This is a genomic window from Rhizobium sp. WW_1 (genome assembly GCF_003610155.1).
Classification (GTDB): domain Bacteria; phylum Pseudomonadota; class Alphaproteobacteria; order Rhizobiales; family Rhizobiaceae; genus Rhizobium; species Rhizobium tropici_A.
Genome location: NZ_RAIN01000028.1, coordinates 1 through 15,708, shown reverse-complemented (window position 1 = coordinate 15,708; position 15,708 = coordinate 1). Strand labels below are relative to the sequence as shown.

General features: G+C 58.6%; 14 protein-coding genes. All 14 read right to left on the bottom strand.

Features of this window, described 5'->3' with window-relative positions:
- Positions 1-202: 202 nt before the first annotated feature.
- Entirely contained in the window at positions 203-805 is a 603-nt protein-coding gene (locus BJ928_RS35950; RefSeq protein ID WP_047634153.1) for a DsbA family protein, read from the bottom strand.
- Between the two features lie 25 nt (positions 806-830).
- Positions 831-1,403 (bottom strand): TetR/AcrR family transcriptional regulator, encoded by a 573-nt coding sequence (locus BJ928_RS35945; protein ID WP_047634154.1) that lies wholly within the window; start codon positions 1,401-1,403, stop codon positions 831-833.
- Between the two features lie 38 nt (positions 1,404-1,441).
- Complete coding sequence (locus tag BJ928_RS35940) at positions 1,442-2,485, bottom strand: 2-dehydropantoate 2-reductase N-terminal domain-containing protein (protein ID WP_047634155.1); 1,044 nt, start codon at positions 2,483-2,485, stop codon at positions 1,442-1,444.
- Complete coding sequence (locus BJ928_RS35935) at positions 2,482-3,726, bottom strand: acyl-CoA dehydrogenase family protein (RefSeq protein WP_047634156.1); 1,245 nt, start codon at positions 3,724-3,726, stop codon at positions 2,482-2,484. Before BJ928_RS35935 ends, BJ928_RS35940 begins: the two co-directional genes overlap by 4 nt.
- 117 nt (positions 3,727-3,843) lie before the next feature.
- A complete protein-coding gene (locus BJ928_RS35930) occupies positions 3,844-4,944 on the bottom strand; it encodes an LLM class flavin-dependent oxidoreductase (RefSeq protein WP_047634157.1) in 1,101 nt (366 codons plus the stop codon).
- Positions 4,945-5,726: 782 nt separating this feature from the next.
- A complete protein-coding gene (locus BJ928_RS35925; RefSeq protein WP_047634158.1) occupies positions 5,727-6,623 on the bottom strand; it encodes an ABC transporter permease in 897 nt (298 codons plus the stop codon).
- An 11-nt stretch (positions 6,624-6,634) separates the two neighbouring features.
- Entirely contained in the window at positions 6,635-7,570 is a 936-nt protein-coding gene (locus BJ928_RS35920; protein WP_047634159.1) for an ABC transporter permease, read from the bottom strand.
- Positions 7,571-7,572: 2 nt separating this feature from the next.
- The gene (locus tag BJ928_RS35915) at positions 7,573-8,568 is read right to left on the bottom strand and encodes an oligopeptide/dipeptide ABC transporter ATP-binding protein (protein WP_047634160.1); all 996 of its coding nucleotides are present in this window, start codon (positions 8,566-8,568) and stop codon (positions 7,573-7,575) included.
- Positions 8,565-9,581, bottom strand: a complete 1,017-nt coding sequence (locus BJ928_RS35910) for an ABC transporter ATP-binding protein (RefSeq protein ID WP_047634161.1) — start codon at positions 9,579-9,581, stop codon at positions 8,565-8,567. The genes BJ928_RS35915 and BJ928_RS35910 overlap by 4 nt, the downstream gene beginning before the upstream one ends.
- Positions 9,574-10,437: a metallophosphoesterase gene (locus BJ928_RS35905; RefSeq protein ID WP_052227832.1), complete on the bottom strand. Its 864-nt coding sequence runs from the start codon at positions 10,435-10,437 to the stop codon at positions 9,574-9,576. The genes BJ928_RS35910 and BJ928_RS35905 overlap by 8 nt, the downstream gene beginning before the upstream one ends.
- A gap of 66 nt (positions 10,438-10,503) precedes the next feature.
- Positions 10,504-12,144 (bottom strand): ABC transporter substrate-binding protein, encoded by a 1,641-nt coding sequence (locus BJ928_RS35900; RefSeq protein ID WP_047634162.1) that lies wholly within the window; start codon positions 12,142-12,144, stop codon positions 10,504-10,506.
- Between the two features lie 136 nt (positions 12,145-12,280).
- Positions 12,281-13,810 carry an alkaline phosphatase family protein gene (locus tag BJ928_RS35895; RefSeq protein ID WP_047634259.1) on the bottom strand — a complete coding sequence of 510 codons (1,530 nt, stop codon included), beginning with the start codon at positions 13,808-13,810 and terminating at the stop codon, positions 12,281-12,283.
- The gene (locus BJ928_RS35890; RefSeq protein WP_047634163.1) at positions 13,803-14,612 is read right to left on the bottom strand and encodes a DeoR/GlpR family DNA-binding transcription regulator; all 810 of its coding nucleotides are present in this window, start codon (positions 14,610-14,612) and stop codon (positions 13,803-13,805) included. Before BJ928_RS35890 ends, BJ928_RS35895 begins: the two co-directional genes overlap by 8 nt.
- 129 nt (positions 14,613-14,741) lie before the next feature.
- Complete coding sequence (locus BJ928_RS35885; RefSeq protein ID WP_047634164.1) at positions 14,742-15,269, bottom strand: GNAT family N-acetyltransferase; 528 nt, start codon at positions 15,267-15,269, stop codon at positions 14,742-14,744.
- Positions 15,270-15,708 lie beyond the last annotated feature (439 nt).

Here is a 15,708-nt window from a genome sequence, read left to right as displayed (position 1 = left end):
GGTTTTCGACTTGTGCGGGGATCAGCATTTTTCAGGCGGCTTGGTGAGGGTTGGGCGGGTCGCAGCCCTCGTTGGCCTTCAGCGCCTCGGTACCGCCCTTGTCGGGATCGACAGCAGAATGGGTATGGTCCCTGCGGTCTCCGACATGGCAAGAATGCTATGGACTTCAGGCCCATTCGGCCCGAAGTCTCTCAGTGATTTATCAGGCTACCAGCTTTTCGCCCGACAAATGACGTTCGAGGAAGGGCAGGCTGTCCTGTCCCCAATACAGCTCGCCTTCATAACGGAAAGTCGGCAGGCCGAAGACACCGGCTTCCTTTGCAACTTCGCGATTGCTGCCCCAGAGTTCCGAGATATCGGAGCCAGCGGCGCGAGCCTCCAGTGCTGCACCGTCAAAGCCTGCGGCATCCGCAATCGCCTTTCGCACATCGGCGTTGCCGATATCGGAAGCGGTGCCCCAGAAGGCGTGCTGCAGCGCCCGGGCGAGGGCGACCCAATCCTGTCCTTCGAGCTGAGCTGCGAGAACAAGAAAGCCCGCGGGCGTTGGGTCGCAGAGTGCCGAACGGTTTGTGAAGTCGAGCTGCTTGCCGCGAAGAGCAGCCCAGCGCAGGAGATCCTTCAACCCATAAGCGCGACGCGCGTCAGGGCGATCGCGCGAATAGATAGCGCCATTTTCGACGATCAGCGGAATGAGATAGGGACGGATCTCGGCCCCGGATCGCGCCGCGACTTCGACAAACGCATCAAGGCCTATATAGGCCCACGGTGATCCGATCCCGAAGAAATAATCAATGGTTTTGGTCATAAGGCTTTTCTCCTGACGGGATGAATTATGCAGTCGCTTTAAAGGTCACTGCCGTGGCCATATCGAAGACGGACAGCGCACAGTCACGCGCCACCAGAACAGCCCGGGGATCACGGCCGACAGCAACCGTCGCCAGTGCCCCTTCGTAAAGCAGAGACATGTGCGCCGCCACCTGCTTGGTCGGACATCTTGCGGCCGCCATGACGGAACGGAAGATATCGCGTACAGCATTCTTGTGCTCGCGGGCGATGGACACGACGCGCGCGGAATCACCGTGCTCAGCGACTGCCAATGCAAAGGCGCAGCCGCGAAACTCCGGACTGTCGGCCTTTTCGAACAGGCGTTCGAAAATCAAGGCGATCTGTTCACGCGGCTGCAGCGCCATAGTGCATGTGACTTCTCTCAACTGAAGAAGAACGCGTTCGTGACGTTCTGTCAGATAGGCGGCGACAAGATGATCCTTGGACGGAAAGTGTCGGTAGAGTGTGGCTTTTGCTACATTGGCTTCGTCGACAATGCGGTCGATACCGACAGCGCGAATCCCTTCCTTGTAGAAAAGGGTGCCAGCGGTGGTCAGGATATGATCTGATATTTTCATTGCGTCGGTCCGGATGCGGTCATTGTATGATCTCGGGACTAGCCCGTCTGATGTGCTTTCGGCCTCGAAGGGGTAGGGGTGGAGAAAGACAGGTAGTTCTCGGCAAGCCGGCGCAGACTAGCGAAAGGAAGGAGAGCCGTGAAGCCACCTTGTCGCGCCGTCGATCCGGCAATTTCCTGAGCGGCACGATTATAGGGCGTCGCTATCCCATGCAGACGCCCGAAAAGAGTGATTTCGCCGTTGAGGTAGTCGACTTCGCTTGAAGCGCCCCGCGTGAAACTCTGCCAGGTCGATTGCTGACCGGGTCGAATGCCGGAGTTTTCGGCGATCTTCCAGTGTGCAATACTGATGGTCCGTTCCGAAGGTGATGCGAAGGCATGGCCTGCCGCCTTCAAAACCGTCTCGGCTTCCTCGACAAGGGCGGTGCCGAATGCCGCTCGCTCGTCGTCTGCGCCGTCGAAGAGCTCCAGCACATTGCGCACATTGTGAAGGAGCTTCGCCGCCTTCCATCGCTTGATATCGCTCGTTGTCTCGGCGATGTAGTCCGATCGGCTAAGATCCAGGACGACCTTGGCCGCCGTCTCGTCGGTGCCGTACGGATAACGACCCATGGTCACGATCGCCACCTGCGGATCGCCCCCGACCACGACATGTCCGGTTTCCGTAAAGCGGGCAGGTGTCAGGATGCTGGCGCCGTAGACATTCGAAAAAAATCTAAGAGCTGCCGCTTCCGTGACCAGGCCATTTTGAAATGTGACGATCGGCAGGGCGGAGGCTGCCAGTTCCTCGGAATTGTCGATCGGCCGCCATGCCCAAAAGGCAACGGCTTCTGCAGCATCTTGCGACTTTACCGTTAGGAGCAGAATATCGGATCGCTGCAACGACGGTGGCTCTGCCGTATCGAAGGCATTCAGGCGGAGTTGCCTTATGCCGGCGGGCCGATGGTAAACGAGGCCGTGATCGATGATACGCCTGATCTGGGCGCCGCGTCCGACAAGCGCATAGTCGACGCCTGAAAGCTCAAACTGCGCGGCAAGGCTGGCGCCGACAGCGCCGGCTCCGATGATGATGTATCTCGTCATGCTCGCCTTCCGGAAACGGCATTAAGCAGCTCTCTTGTGTCGTCTGCTTGCCTGGAGCTGAGAGGTGCATTGTGTGCCTTTTCTCCCATGAAGGGATGCGGCGGCTCTTCTGTCTTCTTGCTCCATCTGTCACATGCGGACCGTCCGAGGATGGAAACAGAAGTGTCTTCCTGGGGGGCGTGGACAAGAACAGATTGGATATCACGGAAATGCCGCTCGATCCCCAGATCACCGTTGAGACCGGGATTGCCGAGGGTGCGAACGGCAAGCTGAACCGCGTCACGTATGTTGCGCGCCGCGAGAAGACGCGCCCTGATCAGCGCTTCCGGTTCATCCAGCGAATGATCAAGTGCGTTGAAAAGGATCTGTCTCGCGCCGCCTACGAGCAGGTCGATCTCGCCGGCTGCGGAAATGAACCTTTCCGTTTTTGCGATGGGAGCGCCGAGATTGGCGGGTATGCGTTCATGGCCGAAGCGGATGAATGCCTCCTGGGCAGCTTCCGCGGCTCCGAGATATATGGCGGTCAGCGCGACGGAAGCGGCGGCATGGGCACGGTTGTCCTGCGTACCAACGGAAACATCGACAAGATCGAGGACGTCTTCGAGCGGTACCTCGACATCCAAGAACTCGACGTCATGCGAGCCGCTGGCTCGCATTCCCAGGCTCTTCCAGTTTTCGATCACTTTGATGCCAGGGCGTTGAGATGGAACGACGAAGGTACCGACACGCTGCGGTGTTTCATCGGTGCGTGCCCAGACAAGGAAATGCGTCAGGCCGAGTGCGCCGGTAACGAAACGCTTGCGCCCTGAGATCGCCCATCCGCCGGCTGTGCGGCGCGCGAATGTGCTGGGAAGCCCGCCCCGGGCGGGAGAACCAAGCTCCGGCTCGACTCTCGCCGCGTTCAAAAGGATCGGGTGATCGCGCGCGTCGTCGAGCAAACGTCGATAAAGCGGCTCCGGCCATTTGCTGCCCGCTGCCTGTCCGAGATGGGTGAATATGGTCATCGCGCTGATCAAGGCGACCGAAGGGTCGCCGCGACCAAGCGCTGCAAGGATACGTCCGACATCTGCAATGCCTGCACCTTTTCCGCCGAACCGTGGTGCAACTGTGCTTTCAAGGAGACCCGCGGCATGGACAGCTTCGATGCCGGGCCAGGGAAAAGCGCCCGATTCATCCGCCGCGGGCGCCGCGGCAGCCAGCTTGCGGGTGATCTCCGCCAGATCGATGGTGCTATAGAACACTTTGCATCAGCCTCTTTGAAGCAGTAAGGAATGCCATGCGCAGGATTTGTAGCGCATGGCTTGTCTTTGCAGACACGATCGAAATGGCCTTCGCCAAACGATCTTCATGATGAGGGATCATGCGACGGCTTGCCGGGGTGCTTCTCGCTCCGCCAGATCCGCCCTGACGAGCGGCAGAATATAGCGGCCGTAGTCGATGGCGTCGTTGAGATTGTCATAGCCTCGGATCGAAATCAGATCCGCGCCAAGATCGACGTAATCGAGAATGGAGTCAGCAATCGTTCTTGGCGAGCCGACCAAAGCGGTGGACGCACCGCGCGCATTGGTCGCCGTCACCGTCGGGTACCAAAGAGCCCGATCATGCACATCGCCACGCGAGGCGATTTCAAGCAGCCGCTGCGAGCCGGTATTCTGCGGGGAAGGTGCGGTTGGCGGTACCTTGCCAAGGCCCCTTGCGCGATTTTCCTTTAAGAGATCGAGCGTGCGATGCGCCTTGGCCCAGGCAAGCTCATCCGTCTCGGCAACAATCGGGCGGAAGGTCACCCAGATCCGCGGGCGGTCCTTGCGCCCGGCACGCGCGGCTTCGGCATAGATCCGATCGATCTGCTGCTTGGTTTCCGCCAGCGGCTCACCCCACAGGCCGAAGATGTCGGCGAGTTCGCCGCCGATGCGATAGGCGTCATCCGATGATCCGCCAACCGATACCGGGATGGTACCGTTGACCGGCCGCACGCGGCTGTGGAACTGCTTGAATTGATAGTAGCGGCCATCGAAGTCAAAGGGTTCGCTCGACTGCCAGACGCGGCGAAGAATGCGGATATATTCTTCCTGCCGCTCATAACGTTGATGCTTGTCGAGGAAGTCGCCTTCCCTGGCCTGTTCTTCATCGCTTCCGCCGGCAATGAAGTGAACAACTACGCGCCCGTTGCTCAGTTGATCGAGTGTTGCGAGTGATTTCGCCGCAACCGTCGGATAGATCGTGTTAGGACGAAGCGCGATGATGATCTTGATGTTCTTCGTGTGCGCAGCCACCGTTGCGCCGATCGTAAACGGGTCGAAGGATGCACTGTCATAGGGAATGAGGGTATAGTTGAAGCCATAGTCGTCGAGCGAACGGGCATAACGCTCGATGAATTGCGGGTCGAGTGCGGGATTTTCGAGGGGGTTGAGCTCGGTCGAGGCATTCGGAAAGGTGACGCTGATGAATTCGGTCGGCATGTCTATATCCCTATGATTTGCTTCAGCTGGTTATGCGCAGAATGCTAGCGGGACCCGAGTACCTCAGAAAGACAGGTCGTTCTTTTTCTACAAAATTTGTAGAATATTTGTGCTTTGAATGTGCAGCGCCGGCGCCAAAGTTGTCCCGGCAACTGGACGGGTATTGTGTAGCGGATGGATTCCCGCGTTCATTTGTGTCGAGAACTTGCCCAAGTTTTCGTTTCATTGCGAGCCTGCCTGGAGGCAGATGTTGGAAGTTTGTCTGTGAACCGGCGTCGCCGAATGACCCCGCCCATCTTTGAAATATCAACAGTTTGCCACGCCGATTAGCTCCCAATCACCGCGCCGATTCACAGGCGGTACCGCCCGCCGATGACTGCCTACTCAGGATGATCAACCGCCCTGCACAACAGAAGTGCTGACGAAGCCAAAAGAAAGGTGGCCGGCCGGATAAGCTGCGGCCTGTCGAGTTTCACGATGCCTTAGCCCGAATTTTCATTTGAGGCTGAACCATTCATTCGAGCGAAACTTGTTGATTGAACCGCTATATCTATATCCAAACGAGGTCATGCGAAATGCAAAGCTGGAAGAGATCGCGACGCAAATAAACAATCTGGCCACTTGCTGACCAAACCGGCGTTCGCCTCATTCTCCGCCACAACGAATCTACGGCCTAAGTGTCGTGCAGGACGTAGCAATCTGGAAGATCATGCTGAATTCAGAGTTGAGCTTTCATATAGATAGGCTGAGGTCGTGATCGACCAGGATCTGTAAGTTATCATTCAGGACAGGGTCGGATCCAATCTGTCGCGCAGCCAGTCGCCGATGATCGATACCGAAAGCGTCGTGAGAACGATGACGGCGGCTGGCGTCAACATGATCCAGGGAGCCGATTGGATGTAGTCGCGACCATAGCCCACCATATTACCAAGGCTGGTCTGCGGCGGCTGAAGGCCGATTCCGAGGAAGGAAAGGCTCGATTCGAGCAGGATGACACCGGGAATATTGAGCGTCATGGCGACGATGATTGTTGTCGCGATATTTGGAAGAATGTGTCTCAGATAAATGCGGGCCGGCGAGGCGCCGATGTCCCGCGCCGCCACGGCGTAACCTCGTGCGTTGGCGGAGATCGCCAGGCTGCGTGCAATGCGGGTGATGATCTCCCAACCGTTGAGGCCGAGCATCAGGACGAAGATAACCAGTGAATTGCCAAGAAACGCCAATATGGCAATGGCGATGATCATGAAAGGCATGGCCAACTGCGCGTCGACCAGCATCAGGATCACCTGGTCGACCCAGCCGCGAAAATAGGCGGAGAGAAATCCGAGCGTCACCCCGATAATAGTGGTGATGACGGTGGCTGCCACGGCGATGATGATCGAGATGCGGATCGAGGTTATGACACGGGAGAAGACGTCACGCCCCAGCTGGTCCGTGCCGAGCAGGTGTTCGAATGTGCCGCCGAAAAGAGCGGGGGGACGAAGGCGCGCCAGGACATTGGTGGCCATGAAATCATAGGGAGCGAGCCAATAGGCAAAGAGCGTGACAAGGATCATCAGCCCGAGCCAGGAAAGGGAGATCAGCACCAGCGGTGGCCAAGCGGTGAAGAAGGCCTCGGCGCCGCTCTTTCGCCGTACCATGACGCTGGGGGCGGCTGCGTTTTCGACGTCTGCAGTCATCGGCAATGCTCCTATGTTTCGGCTTGGCGCGGGCCGCGCATGCGTGGATCGATCACGCCATAGAGAAGATCGACAATGAAATTGGATATGACCATCATCGCGCCGATGAGCAGGAGGATGACCTGGACCACTGCGAGATCGCGAGAGGTGACCGATGAGATCAGCAGACGACCGATCCCAGGCCATGAGAAGACGCTTTCGACCACGACGGCACCGCTAACCATTGAGCCGAGCATGAAGCCGAAGATGGTGACGATAGGTACGGCCGCATTCGGCAATACGTGGCGACTGATAATTTTCGTCCATGGCACACCCTTGGCACGAGCGGTCCTTACGAAGGGCTGCCCGAGCACCTCGACCATGGCCGAGCGGGCGTAGCGCGCAATGACCGCTGACCCGGCGATGGATAGCGTCACGATGGGCAATACCATGTGCAGCGGTGTTGCGTAGCCGCCGGATGGAAGCCAACGCAATTGTACCGCGAAGACCAACGCCAATACGAGCGCAAGGACGAAGGTCGGCACGGTAAAACCCAACACCGAGATCGACATGATCAGCCGATCGAACACAGAATTGCGATGGAGCGCAGCGGTAATACCCGCAAGCAGACCAAGCGCTGTCTTCAACACCAGTGTTGGCGCCATAATGGCAAGCGTTGCCGGAAGCCGGTCGAGTACGACATCAAGGGCGGGCCGGTTCTCACGCATCGAATTACCGAGATCGCCGTGAAAAACGGCGCCAAGGTATTTATAGAATTGCACCCATATTGGTTGATCAAGACCCCATTGGCGGCGGAACGCCTCGATGACCTCAGGCGGCGTCGTGGCGACGTCGAAAAACCGGCTGAGAGGATCGCCCGACAGCCGCATAACGAAGAAGGCAAAGGTAACGATAATGAACAACGTCATCAGCGCCCGCAAAAGCCTGGTGAGAATGAACTGAGCCATATTCAAGCCGCCTCAATGCCGGAGAGGGAGGGGTCGTTGACAAGGTGGCACGCCACTGCTCGTTCGCCCATTTCGACAAGATCGGGACGGGTGGAGCGGCAGGCGACGCGCGTTTCCGGGCAGCGGGTATGGAATGGACAGCCGCTCGGCACATTCACGGCGCTCGGCGGATCTCCGTTCAAAATGATGCGACTGCGCCTGCTGCGTCCCGGCACAGGTACAGCCGAAATGAGTGCGCGAGTATAGGGATGAGCCGGATTGGCGAAGATCTCGTCGACATTGCCGATCTCGACGATGCGTCCGAGATACATCACAGCAACACGTTCGGCGATCTGACGGACCACCTTGAGATCGTGGCTGACGAATATGCCGGTAAAGCCAATGCGGGCCCGAACATCTTCGAGCAGATTGAGAACTTGCGCTTGCACTGAGACATCAAGCGCGGACACGGGCTCGTCGCAGACCAGAAGTTCAGGGTTGGTGACGAGTGCGCGGGCGATGACGACACGCTGGCGCTGGCCGCCCGAAAGCTCATGCGGATAGCGGCTGCCATGATGAGCGAGTAGACCAATCTGTCCCATGACGTCTGCAACAAGCGATTTGCGGTCGGCGGCTGCGAGGTCCGGCCGGTGGACGATGAGCGGCTCCTCGATCTGGTATCCCACGGCAAGACGAGGATCGAGGGCGGCTAGCGGATCCTGATAGACCATTTGCAAGCGCCCGCGCATGCGTCGCCATTCAGCATCCGGCCTGGCGTTGACCCTCTCTCCGCCGAACCGGATCTCTCCGCCGCTTGCTGGAATATGTCCAAGCAGCAACCGGGCCGTCGTCGACTTGCCGCAGCCGCTCTCGCCGACTATGCCAAGCATTTCGCCGGGTGCGACGTTGAAGGATATTCCGTCGACAGCTTTCAGGCGTTTGGTCGGGGAGAACAACAGACCGCGCTGGCGCAACTTGAAACTGCGGGACAGATTTTGGACTTCAAGTGCACCTTTCATAGCGTGGCTCCTGCTGCGACATGGGGCGGTATGACTGATGGCGATATCAGCATGCAGGCGGCACGATGCCCAAGTTGACCCCCCACGGTGCGGAGCGTCGGCACGGCAAGCGTGCAGGATTGCGTCATAAGGGAGCAGCGAGGGGAAAACGGACAACCGGTGGGCAAGCGGTCAGGTGGCGGCACTGTGCCCGGAATGGCAGTCAGCCTGCGACGCGGCCCTTCAAGATCCGGAAGAGCGCCAATCAGGCCGCGCGTATAGGGGTGGGCAGGATTGGTGAAGAGCTTACTTGTCGGCGTGTCCTCGACGACGCGTCCGCAATACATCACGACGACACGCTCGGTCATTTCTGACACCATGCCGAGGTCGTGCGAGATCAGCACGAGCGCCATGTTGCGCTCGCGGCGCAAATCATCGAGGAGGTCCAGGATCTGCGCCTGAATGGTTGCATCGAGCGCCGTCGTCGGTTCATCAGCCACCAACAGATCGGGATCTCCAGCCAGCGCCATGGCGATCATTACGCGCTGGTTCATGCCGCCGGAGAATTCATGCGGGTACTCGCCCAAACGCCTGGAGGCGTTGGCGATGCCGACCCGATCGAGCAGGCGCTCGGCCTCTTTGCGTGCTTCCGCACCATGCATGTTCCGGTGCAACGCCAGAGCTTCCGTCAACTGCCAACCGATCCGATGCAGTGGGTTGAGCGAACTGGCCGGATCCTGGAAGATCATGGCCACACGTCCGCCGCGGATCGCGTTTAGCTGCGGCTCTGCCAATCCGAGGAGTTCCCGACCGTCCAACTTCACTGAGCCTTCGACCCGCGCGTTGGCGCCAAGCAGGCCGAGGCTCGCCATCCAGGTGATCGACTTGCCGCAACCGCTCTCGCCGACAATGCCAAGCGTCTCGCCGCGATCAACGGACAGGCTAACGCCGTGCAGGGCACGTGCGATATGATGCCGGCCGCTGAAGTCGACGCAGAGGTTGGAAATATCAACAAGCGGGACAACTTCAGCCATGTTGCGATTCCATCTGCTGTTCGCTGAACGCGCGCAAGGCGTTACGGTCGATGGTGATGAGATGTCGAGCGACACCCTCGAGCACCACGCAGCTCAAAACACCGGTTGCGTAGATTCCCGTATCAACATTGATGCGGTTGGGCAGACTTTCGACGGCAGCGCCAGACGTGTGGCCGTGCACCACGACCTTCCCGAAGTCCATCGCCGAGGTCAAAAACCGGTCGCGTATCCAGGTCAGATCCTCTTTGCGCTGCTCCGTCAGGCTACGGTCGGGATTGACGCCCGCATGGGCGAAGAAATAGCCATCTAGTTGATAGGATAGCGGTAGGCGGGAAATGAAATCCTTGTGATGCTGAGGCATACGGGCAATGAGCGCCAATCGCATGACCTCGGCGGTCGCAGAATTGGCCATGGCGCGCAAGACCTCCTCGGGAGAGAAGCCATAAGACACCAAGGTCTCAAGTCCGCCCTTGCGGCCCCAAAGCGGTAGAATGGCTGCGTCGGTCAGGAACTCGTTGAGCCAGGCGTCGTGATTGCCGCTGAGGCAGACGATACCTGTCTTCTCGTCAGAGGCAGCTTGCTCGGCTGCGACACGCTCGATGACCGATCGCGAATGCGGACCACGATCGATCAGATCTCCGAGATAGACGATGATTGCACGGCCGATCGGATGTAATGCACGATCGGCGTCGATGGCGGCCTGCATGGCCAGCAGGTGATCGAGATGGCCGTGGATATCGCCAATGGCATAGATACGCACATCATTGGCCGCTGCCGGCGGTGTATCGCGAAAATGGTTCCAGCTGCCATTGCTCATGTCGATCGGGAGGGGCTGCCGCATGAAAGGGTTGGTCACTATGGTCGTCCTGCAGTGTCGGGAATGCAGCGGGCGGGTGCCGAAGCGCCCGCCCGCTCGGGCTCTTTAGTTTTTGACCGCAAAATGGCCGGGTGTGAAATCCATCGCAAACATCGCGGATGGCGCCCATTCGATGTTTGCGCGCTTCCCGTAGAGAATGGCGTTCTGGTGCAGAACGATCATGCCGGGATCCTCGTTCTCGATGATGTCGAGGGCACGGGAGAAGGCCTTCTTGACCTCGGCACGGTCGGTGGAGGCATTGATCACGTTGCAGAGGCGGTCGAACTCATCATTCTGCCACATGCCGCCTTTCGGATTGGTCTTGGTGTTGTAGACACCGTTCGGGCAGTTGTTGGCCAGAAGTGCAGCCGGAAAGGCGAAATAGGCCGTATTGGAGAGATCCTGCATCATTCGGTCGGGACCGGGATCGTTGGGATTGTCGATGACGGAAAAATCGATATTGAAGCCGATGGCTCGCAGGTTTTCGAGATTGTACTGTGCGATTGTCAGTTCGTTGGGATAGTAGTTATCGTGGACGCGATAGGTGATCGGTTCGCCCTTGTAGCCGGATTCGGCAAGCAGCCTTTTTGCAAGTTCAGGATCATAGTCCGAGGTCTGGTGATCGGTGGCGAAGAGATCCTTGAACAGCGGATGCTGAAAGCCTTGCGGCACTCCCGTCCGACCGCCCCAGAGCGCTTCCACAATGGTCTTGCGGTCGATCGCGTGGCTGAGCGCCTGACGCACCTTGACGTTCTTGAGGGGGCCATTGTTTTCGTCGAGTGCGATGAAGCGAATATTGGCGACCGGCCCGCCGACCACTTTGTAATCGGACGATCCCTCAATCATCGGCACCTGATCAGGGCCGACATCGGATATGATGTCATATTCGCCGGACATCAGTCCGTTGACGCGGCTGGCCGCTTCCGGCACGACAAGAATGTTGAGCTTATCGATCGGAGGCTTGCCGCCCCAATAGTCGGCATTGGCGACCATATGAACTGCTGAGCCGGGGTCCAGCTTTTCGACCTTATACGGGCCGGTAGCGATTGGCTTAGCGGCCCAGGCGTTCCAGCTGGCAGCTTCCATGAAGCCGCGCCTGGAGATGACACCGGCATAATTGACGCGAGCGAGGCGGGCTTCCGTGTCAAGCGTCGCCTTCTTCATGATGATACGGACGGTAAGGTCATCGACGGCTTCGACATGGTCGAGCAATGGCCATTCGGAGGCGCGGCTGGCGGCGACGGCCGCAGGGGGTACGATACCCTTGCTACCATCGGCGCGGGCAAACGTGGTTTCGCCCTTGTCGCGGGCAGCAATCTGCGCGGGCAGCAATCCGAAGCGCTCGTCGGAGAAGGAGAAGACGACATCCTTGGCAGTCATGACATCGCCATTGTGGAACTTGACGTTCGGGCGCAGCTTGAGTTCGAGCGTCTTGTCGTCAATCCATTTCCACTCACTGGCCAGACCGGGTTTGAACGCGAGATTGGGGTCTTGCAGATCAAGTGCGATAAGCTGTTCGAACACGGAATTCTGGAATTTGCGTGCAGCCGTGCCGTTGTTCTCGTTGATCTCGATCGAACCAGCTGTGCCCATGGACTGCACGGCGACGTTGATGATGGTGTCGCGTGCCCAGGCCGAGGAGGCGACGCCGAGGAACAGGCTGCTTATCACGGCAGCTCGAGCGAAGGTCTTGAAAGTCGTGTGCATTGAGGTCTCCGGTGAGGCCGCTTGCCCGCGGCATGGCTTTGCCATGACCCACCGAAGAGGATTTCGGCAGGCTGGCGCGATCGATGGACGCTGCGAGATCACCCCGTAGCGCGATGGGTTCTAGAAACGGTACGCGTTACTCGGCTGGCGGCTCGACAAGCATTGTCGACTGGCTGACAGCCGCTGTTGCCGGCGAGGCCCAAGCCTCATCGACATAGTTTTGTGACCCGACGCGGCCGAAGCGCAGATGCGAGGTCTTCCCCTGGGCCGTGGCCATGAACTCTTCAATGACCGGCGGGGCAACTGCTTCACCGTGCTCCAGCAGCTCGTGCATCACACGGCCGGTCATGGTGTCTGGCGCTGCGACGCCCAGCATATGCAGGCTCGTCGGCGCAAGATCGGTAATGCCGGTGCGGGTGGTGATGACCTGACCGCCAGCCTTGAGGCCTGGGCCATCGGCAATCAGCACGGCCGTCAGTTCGGACACATGCATGCCGCCATGAGTGCCGCCGCCGACGTCAATCTTGTAGTTGCCAACATCGCAGATCGACGTGCCGAGTATTCCGAATTCATTCGGTTCGTTGTCGCCGGCAAGGTTGAGATAGAGATCGGGGGCGCGGTAATGCGCGGCACCAGTCAACTCCAGCGCCAACGTTCCCTCAATCGTTCCAAGTGGCGAGCCGGGCTCGATGGCGCGAGTGAAGCTTGCGCCATACCAGTCCTGAGCGACGAGAGCATCAAATGCCGCCTGAAGGAGTCCCCGGTCATACCGACGCAACCACAGGCCTGGCGCTCGCCCGCGACGGAATATGATGTCTATGTCATCGTCGAAGCGTGTGGCCGCACGAATGCCGGCCGCCTTGAAGGCATCGTCGAGATTGATGAAGCGTGATGATGTGGAGTGACCGTGATCGGATGTGATGAAGACGGCGATCGTCTCGCGCTCCGCCTGATGCTCGCGCCAGTCGAGGAGAGCGCCGATTGCCGCATCGCACTGGTGTAGGCTTTCGAGCTGTCCCTCGGCGCCGAGGCCGTGAAGATGGGACGCACTATCGACCTCGGTCAACCAGATGATCGAGGCAGCCGGCCTCTTGGCCGGCCATATGGAATTGACAAAGATATCGATGGCCTTTGCCTCGGCGCCGCGCTCGAAGCCGGTACTTGGGACCTTGTGGCGCGCTGTGATGTCGATGGCGAGATCATGCGGGAAGGCGATCTGGGGGTGGCGAACATTGAAACCGATCTGGCCGAAATCGGCTCCCTTCCAATTGAGCGCCGTAAAGGAACCCTGGCCGCTGGAGGTGACGACTGCGAAGGACTTGCCGGCTTTCGCGAGCGTTTCGCTGAGGTTGACCGTGCGCACCATGCCGCCGGCGTAATGGGCCTCACCATAGCGCCAGTCATGGATGGTGTCGGTGCCGGCAAGTCTGCCGCTGCCACTACGCGCGTAGAAATCGTTACCCAGGACGCCCGTGCTTTCGGGTTTTGCACCACTGGCGAGCGCCGTCAGGGCACCGCGTGTCTCGCTTGGAAACACTGTACGGTGATCGCTGCTGACTACACCCCTTTGCTTGAGGGCATGAAGGTTCGGCATGGTCAGGGCATTGATCTGGTCGGGCCTCAGCCCGTCAACGCCAAGAATGATGACGTGGGCGATATCACTCATGGCCATGCGCCTTTGCTTCAGGAAGTGAATTTTCCGCTGTGTCCGGGTAAAGCACGTTGGTGCCGGCTTCCGCGAGCAGAGCGCTAAAATGGGGGGCGAGTTGTTCGTCGGTGACGAAAGTGCCGATGTCCTTGAAAGGAATTGATTGGTAGCGACCCGGTGCGCCAATCTTGGTGTGGTCGGCCACATAGATCGCGTCGCGCGACTGGCTGACGATCCGCAGCTTGAGCCGCATATTGTGGCGCGTTTCCTCTACAAGGCCGAAGCGCTCGTCGAGACCATACACGCCAACGATGGAAAGATCGAAGCTGCAGTTTTCGATCGCATCGAAAACCTCGTCACCCATCAGCATCTTGGCTGACGCGTTATATTCACCGCCGGTGAAATGAACGCGGTGACGCTGACCTGCCTGCAACGCTTCACCGATCGCCGGCATATTGGTCATTACAGAAACCGTCGGACCATCGCGCATCGCCTCGGCAACAGCCAGCACCGACGAGCCACCAGTCATGAATATCCATTGATCTGCTTCGATCAACGAGGCGACCCTGCGACCGATGGCCTGCTTGCCGGCCCGCTCCATCAATACCCGCTCTTCGAGCGGCGCCTTTCGGTCTGAAGGGATCGCGCCGCCATAGACGCGGCGCAGCGCGCCATTGCGCTCTAGTGCCACGAGATCGCGCCGCACCGTCTCGGTGGAAACCCCGAAAGTCTCGGCCATCGCCGCGATCGACACGCCATGGCCGCCGTTGACGAGGCTTACAATGTTCTGATGCCTGCCGGCTGCTGGAAGTTTCGACAAAGGTCTCTCCTTGCTTCGCGGAGAGATTTAGAGGTCCAAAATCACAGACGCGTGACACTTACTTGAAGTTTATGCAACCGAGTCCATAATCCCACATTACCGCACAAAGTCTAACATGGCGGATTGGCTCTACGGACTTGCCAATAGAGTCTTGCTCAGCATGATGCTGCGATAATTGGTGTGGGACCATTGTTCATGGCCGATGAAGCGATAGCCAAGACGGGTATACCAATCGACCAAATGCGTGGCAGGCTCAGCCGTATCGAGCGACAATTCCCGCGCACCACTGGCAATCGCCTGTTTTTCGGCAAATGCGATCAACTGACGGCCAAGCCCCTTGGCCTGTAGGTCGGGCTCGACGCCGAATTGCGCTATGCTCGACACTTCCGGCTTATCGTACCAGGCGCAGCCCCTGGTTTGGCTCGCATTCTTGAATAGGATCGTGCCGCAGATTCGACCGTCTATTATACCCACGAAACACTGACCTTCGGCAATGCGCTTTGCGGTAATCTCATCTTTCTGATGAGTGGCCATAAAGCGCAGCCCCATTCTCGCCAGGCCGCCATATGCACGATGCAGCAATACGGTCATTTCGTTTATGGAGTCGGTTTCCATCCATGGGCGGATGACCAGGGTAGGGGAGGTTGGACGTGTCATGCGTGATGCTCGCTGGCTGCTCTTGACAAAAAGGTGATGAAAACTGATGTGCCAATATCATTGCGCACGACCCGTGTGACCACAGGGGTCGTTACGGGCTCATCGTCGTATCTGCTTGGTTTTACAAGAGAGCTAGACGCTTAAAATTACGATTACGTGACATTTGTTTGAAGTTTGTGTGCTCAGGCACACATGATAGCACTTACCCATAAAAAGCCACAGGGAAGACAGGCAGATCCATGCCCTTGCCGTCCCGATGTTGCTGCCGGTATCCGATGCGCGCCACCGCAGTTCCGTAACATTAGGGTGGTTTCGATTGCGAAGCGTCACTTTTATCGAAAATCGGCTCTGACGCACATTTGCTGCTGTGCAGGTCTACGACGCACCGATCAACCGCGCCTGCAGGAGATCGAGTTTTGCTCTTCCGTACATCTGGCGC

Bases quoted from the DNA above. Each gene is read 5' to 3' on its own strand.
- BJ928_RS35950 (WP_047634153.1), bottom strand. From the start codon at position 805: ATGACCAAAACCATTGATTATTTCTTCGGGATCGGATCACCGTGGGCC.
- BJ928_RS35945 (WP_047634154.1), bottom strand. From the start codon at position 1,403: ATGAAAATATCAGATCATATCCTGACCACCGCTGGCACCCTTTTCTAC.
- BJ928_RS35940 (WP_047634155.1), bottom strand. From the start codon at position 2,485: ATGACGAGATACATCATCATCGGAGCCGGCGCTGTCGGCGCCAGCCTT.
- BJ928_RS35930 (WP_047634157.1), bottom strand. From the start codon at position 4,944: ATGCCGACCGAATTCATCAGCGTCACCTTTCCGAATGCCTCGACCGAG.
- BJ928_RS35925 (WP_047634158.1), bottom strand. From the start codon at position 6,623: ATGACTGCAGACGTCGAAAACGCAGCCGCCCCCAGCGTCATGGTACGG.
- BJ928_RS35920 (WP_047634159.1), bottom strand. From the start codon at position 7,570: ATGGCTCAGTTCATTCTCACCAGGCTTTTGCGGGCGCTGATGACGTTG.
- BJ928_RS35915 (WP_047634160.1), bottom strand. From the start codon at position 8,568: ATGAAAGGTGCACTTGAAGTCCAAAATCTGTCCCGCAGTTTCAAGTTG.
- BJ928_RS35910 (WP_047634161.1), bottom strand. From the start codon at position 9,581: ATGGCTGAAGTTGTCCCGCTTGTTGATATTTCCAACCTCTGCGTCGAC.
- BJ928_RS35900 (WP_047634162.1), bottom strand. From the start codon at position 12,144: ATGCACACGACTTTCAAGACCTTCGCTCGAGCTGCCGTGATAAGCAGC.
- BJ928_RS35895 (WP_047634259.1), bottom strand. From the start codon at position 13,810: ATGAGTGATATCGCCCACGTCATCATTCTTGGCGTTGACGGGCTGAGG.
- BJ928_RS35885 (WP_047634164.1), bottom strand. From the start codon at position 15,269: ATGACACGTCCAACCTCCCCTACCCTGGTCATCCGCCCATGGATGGAA.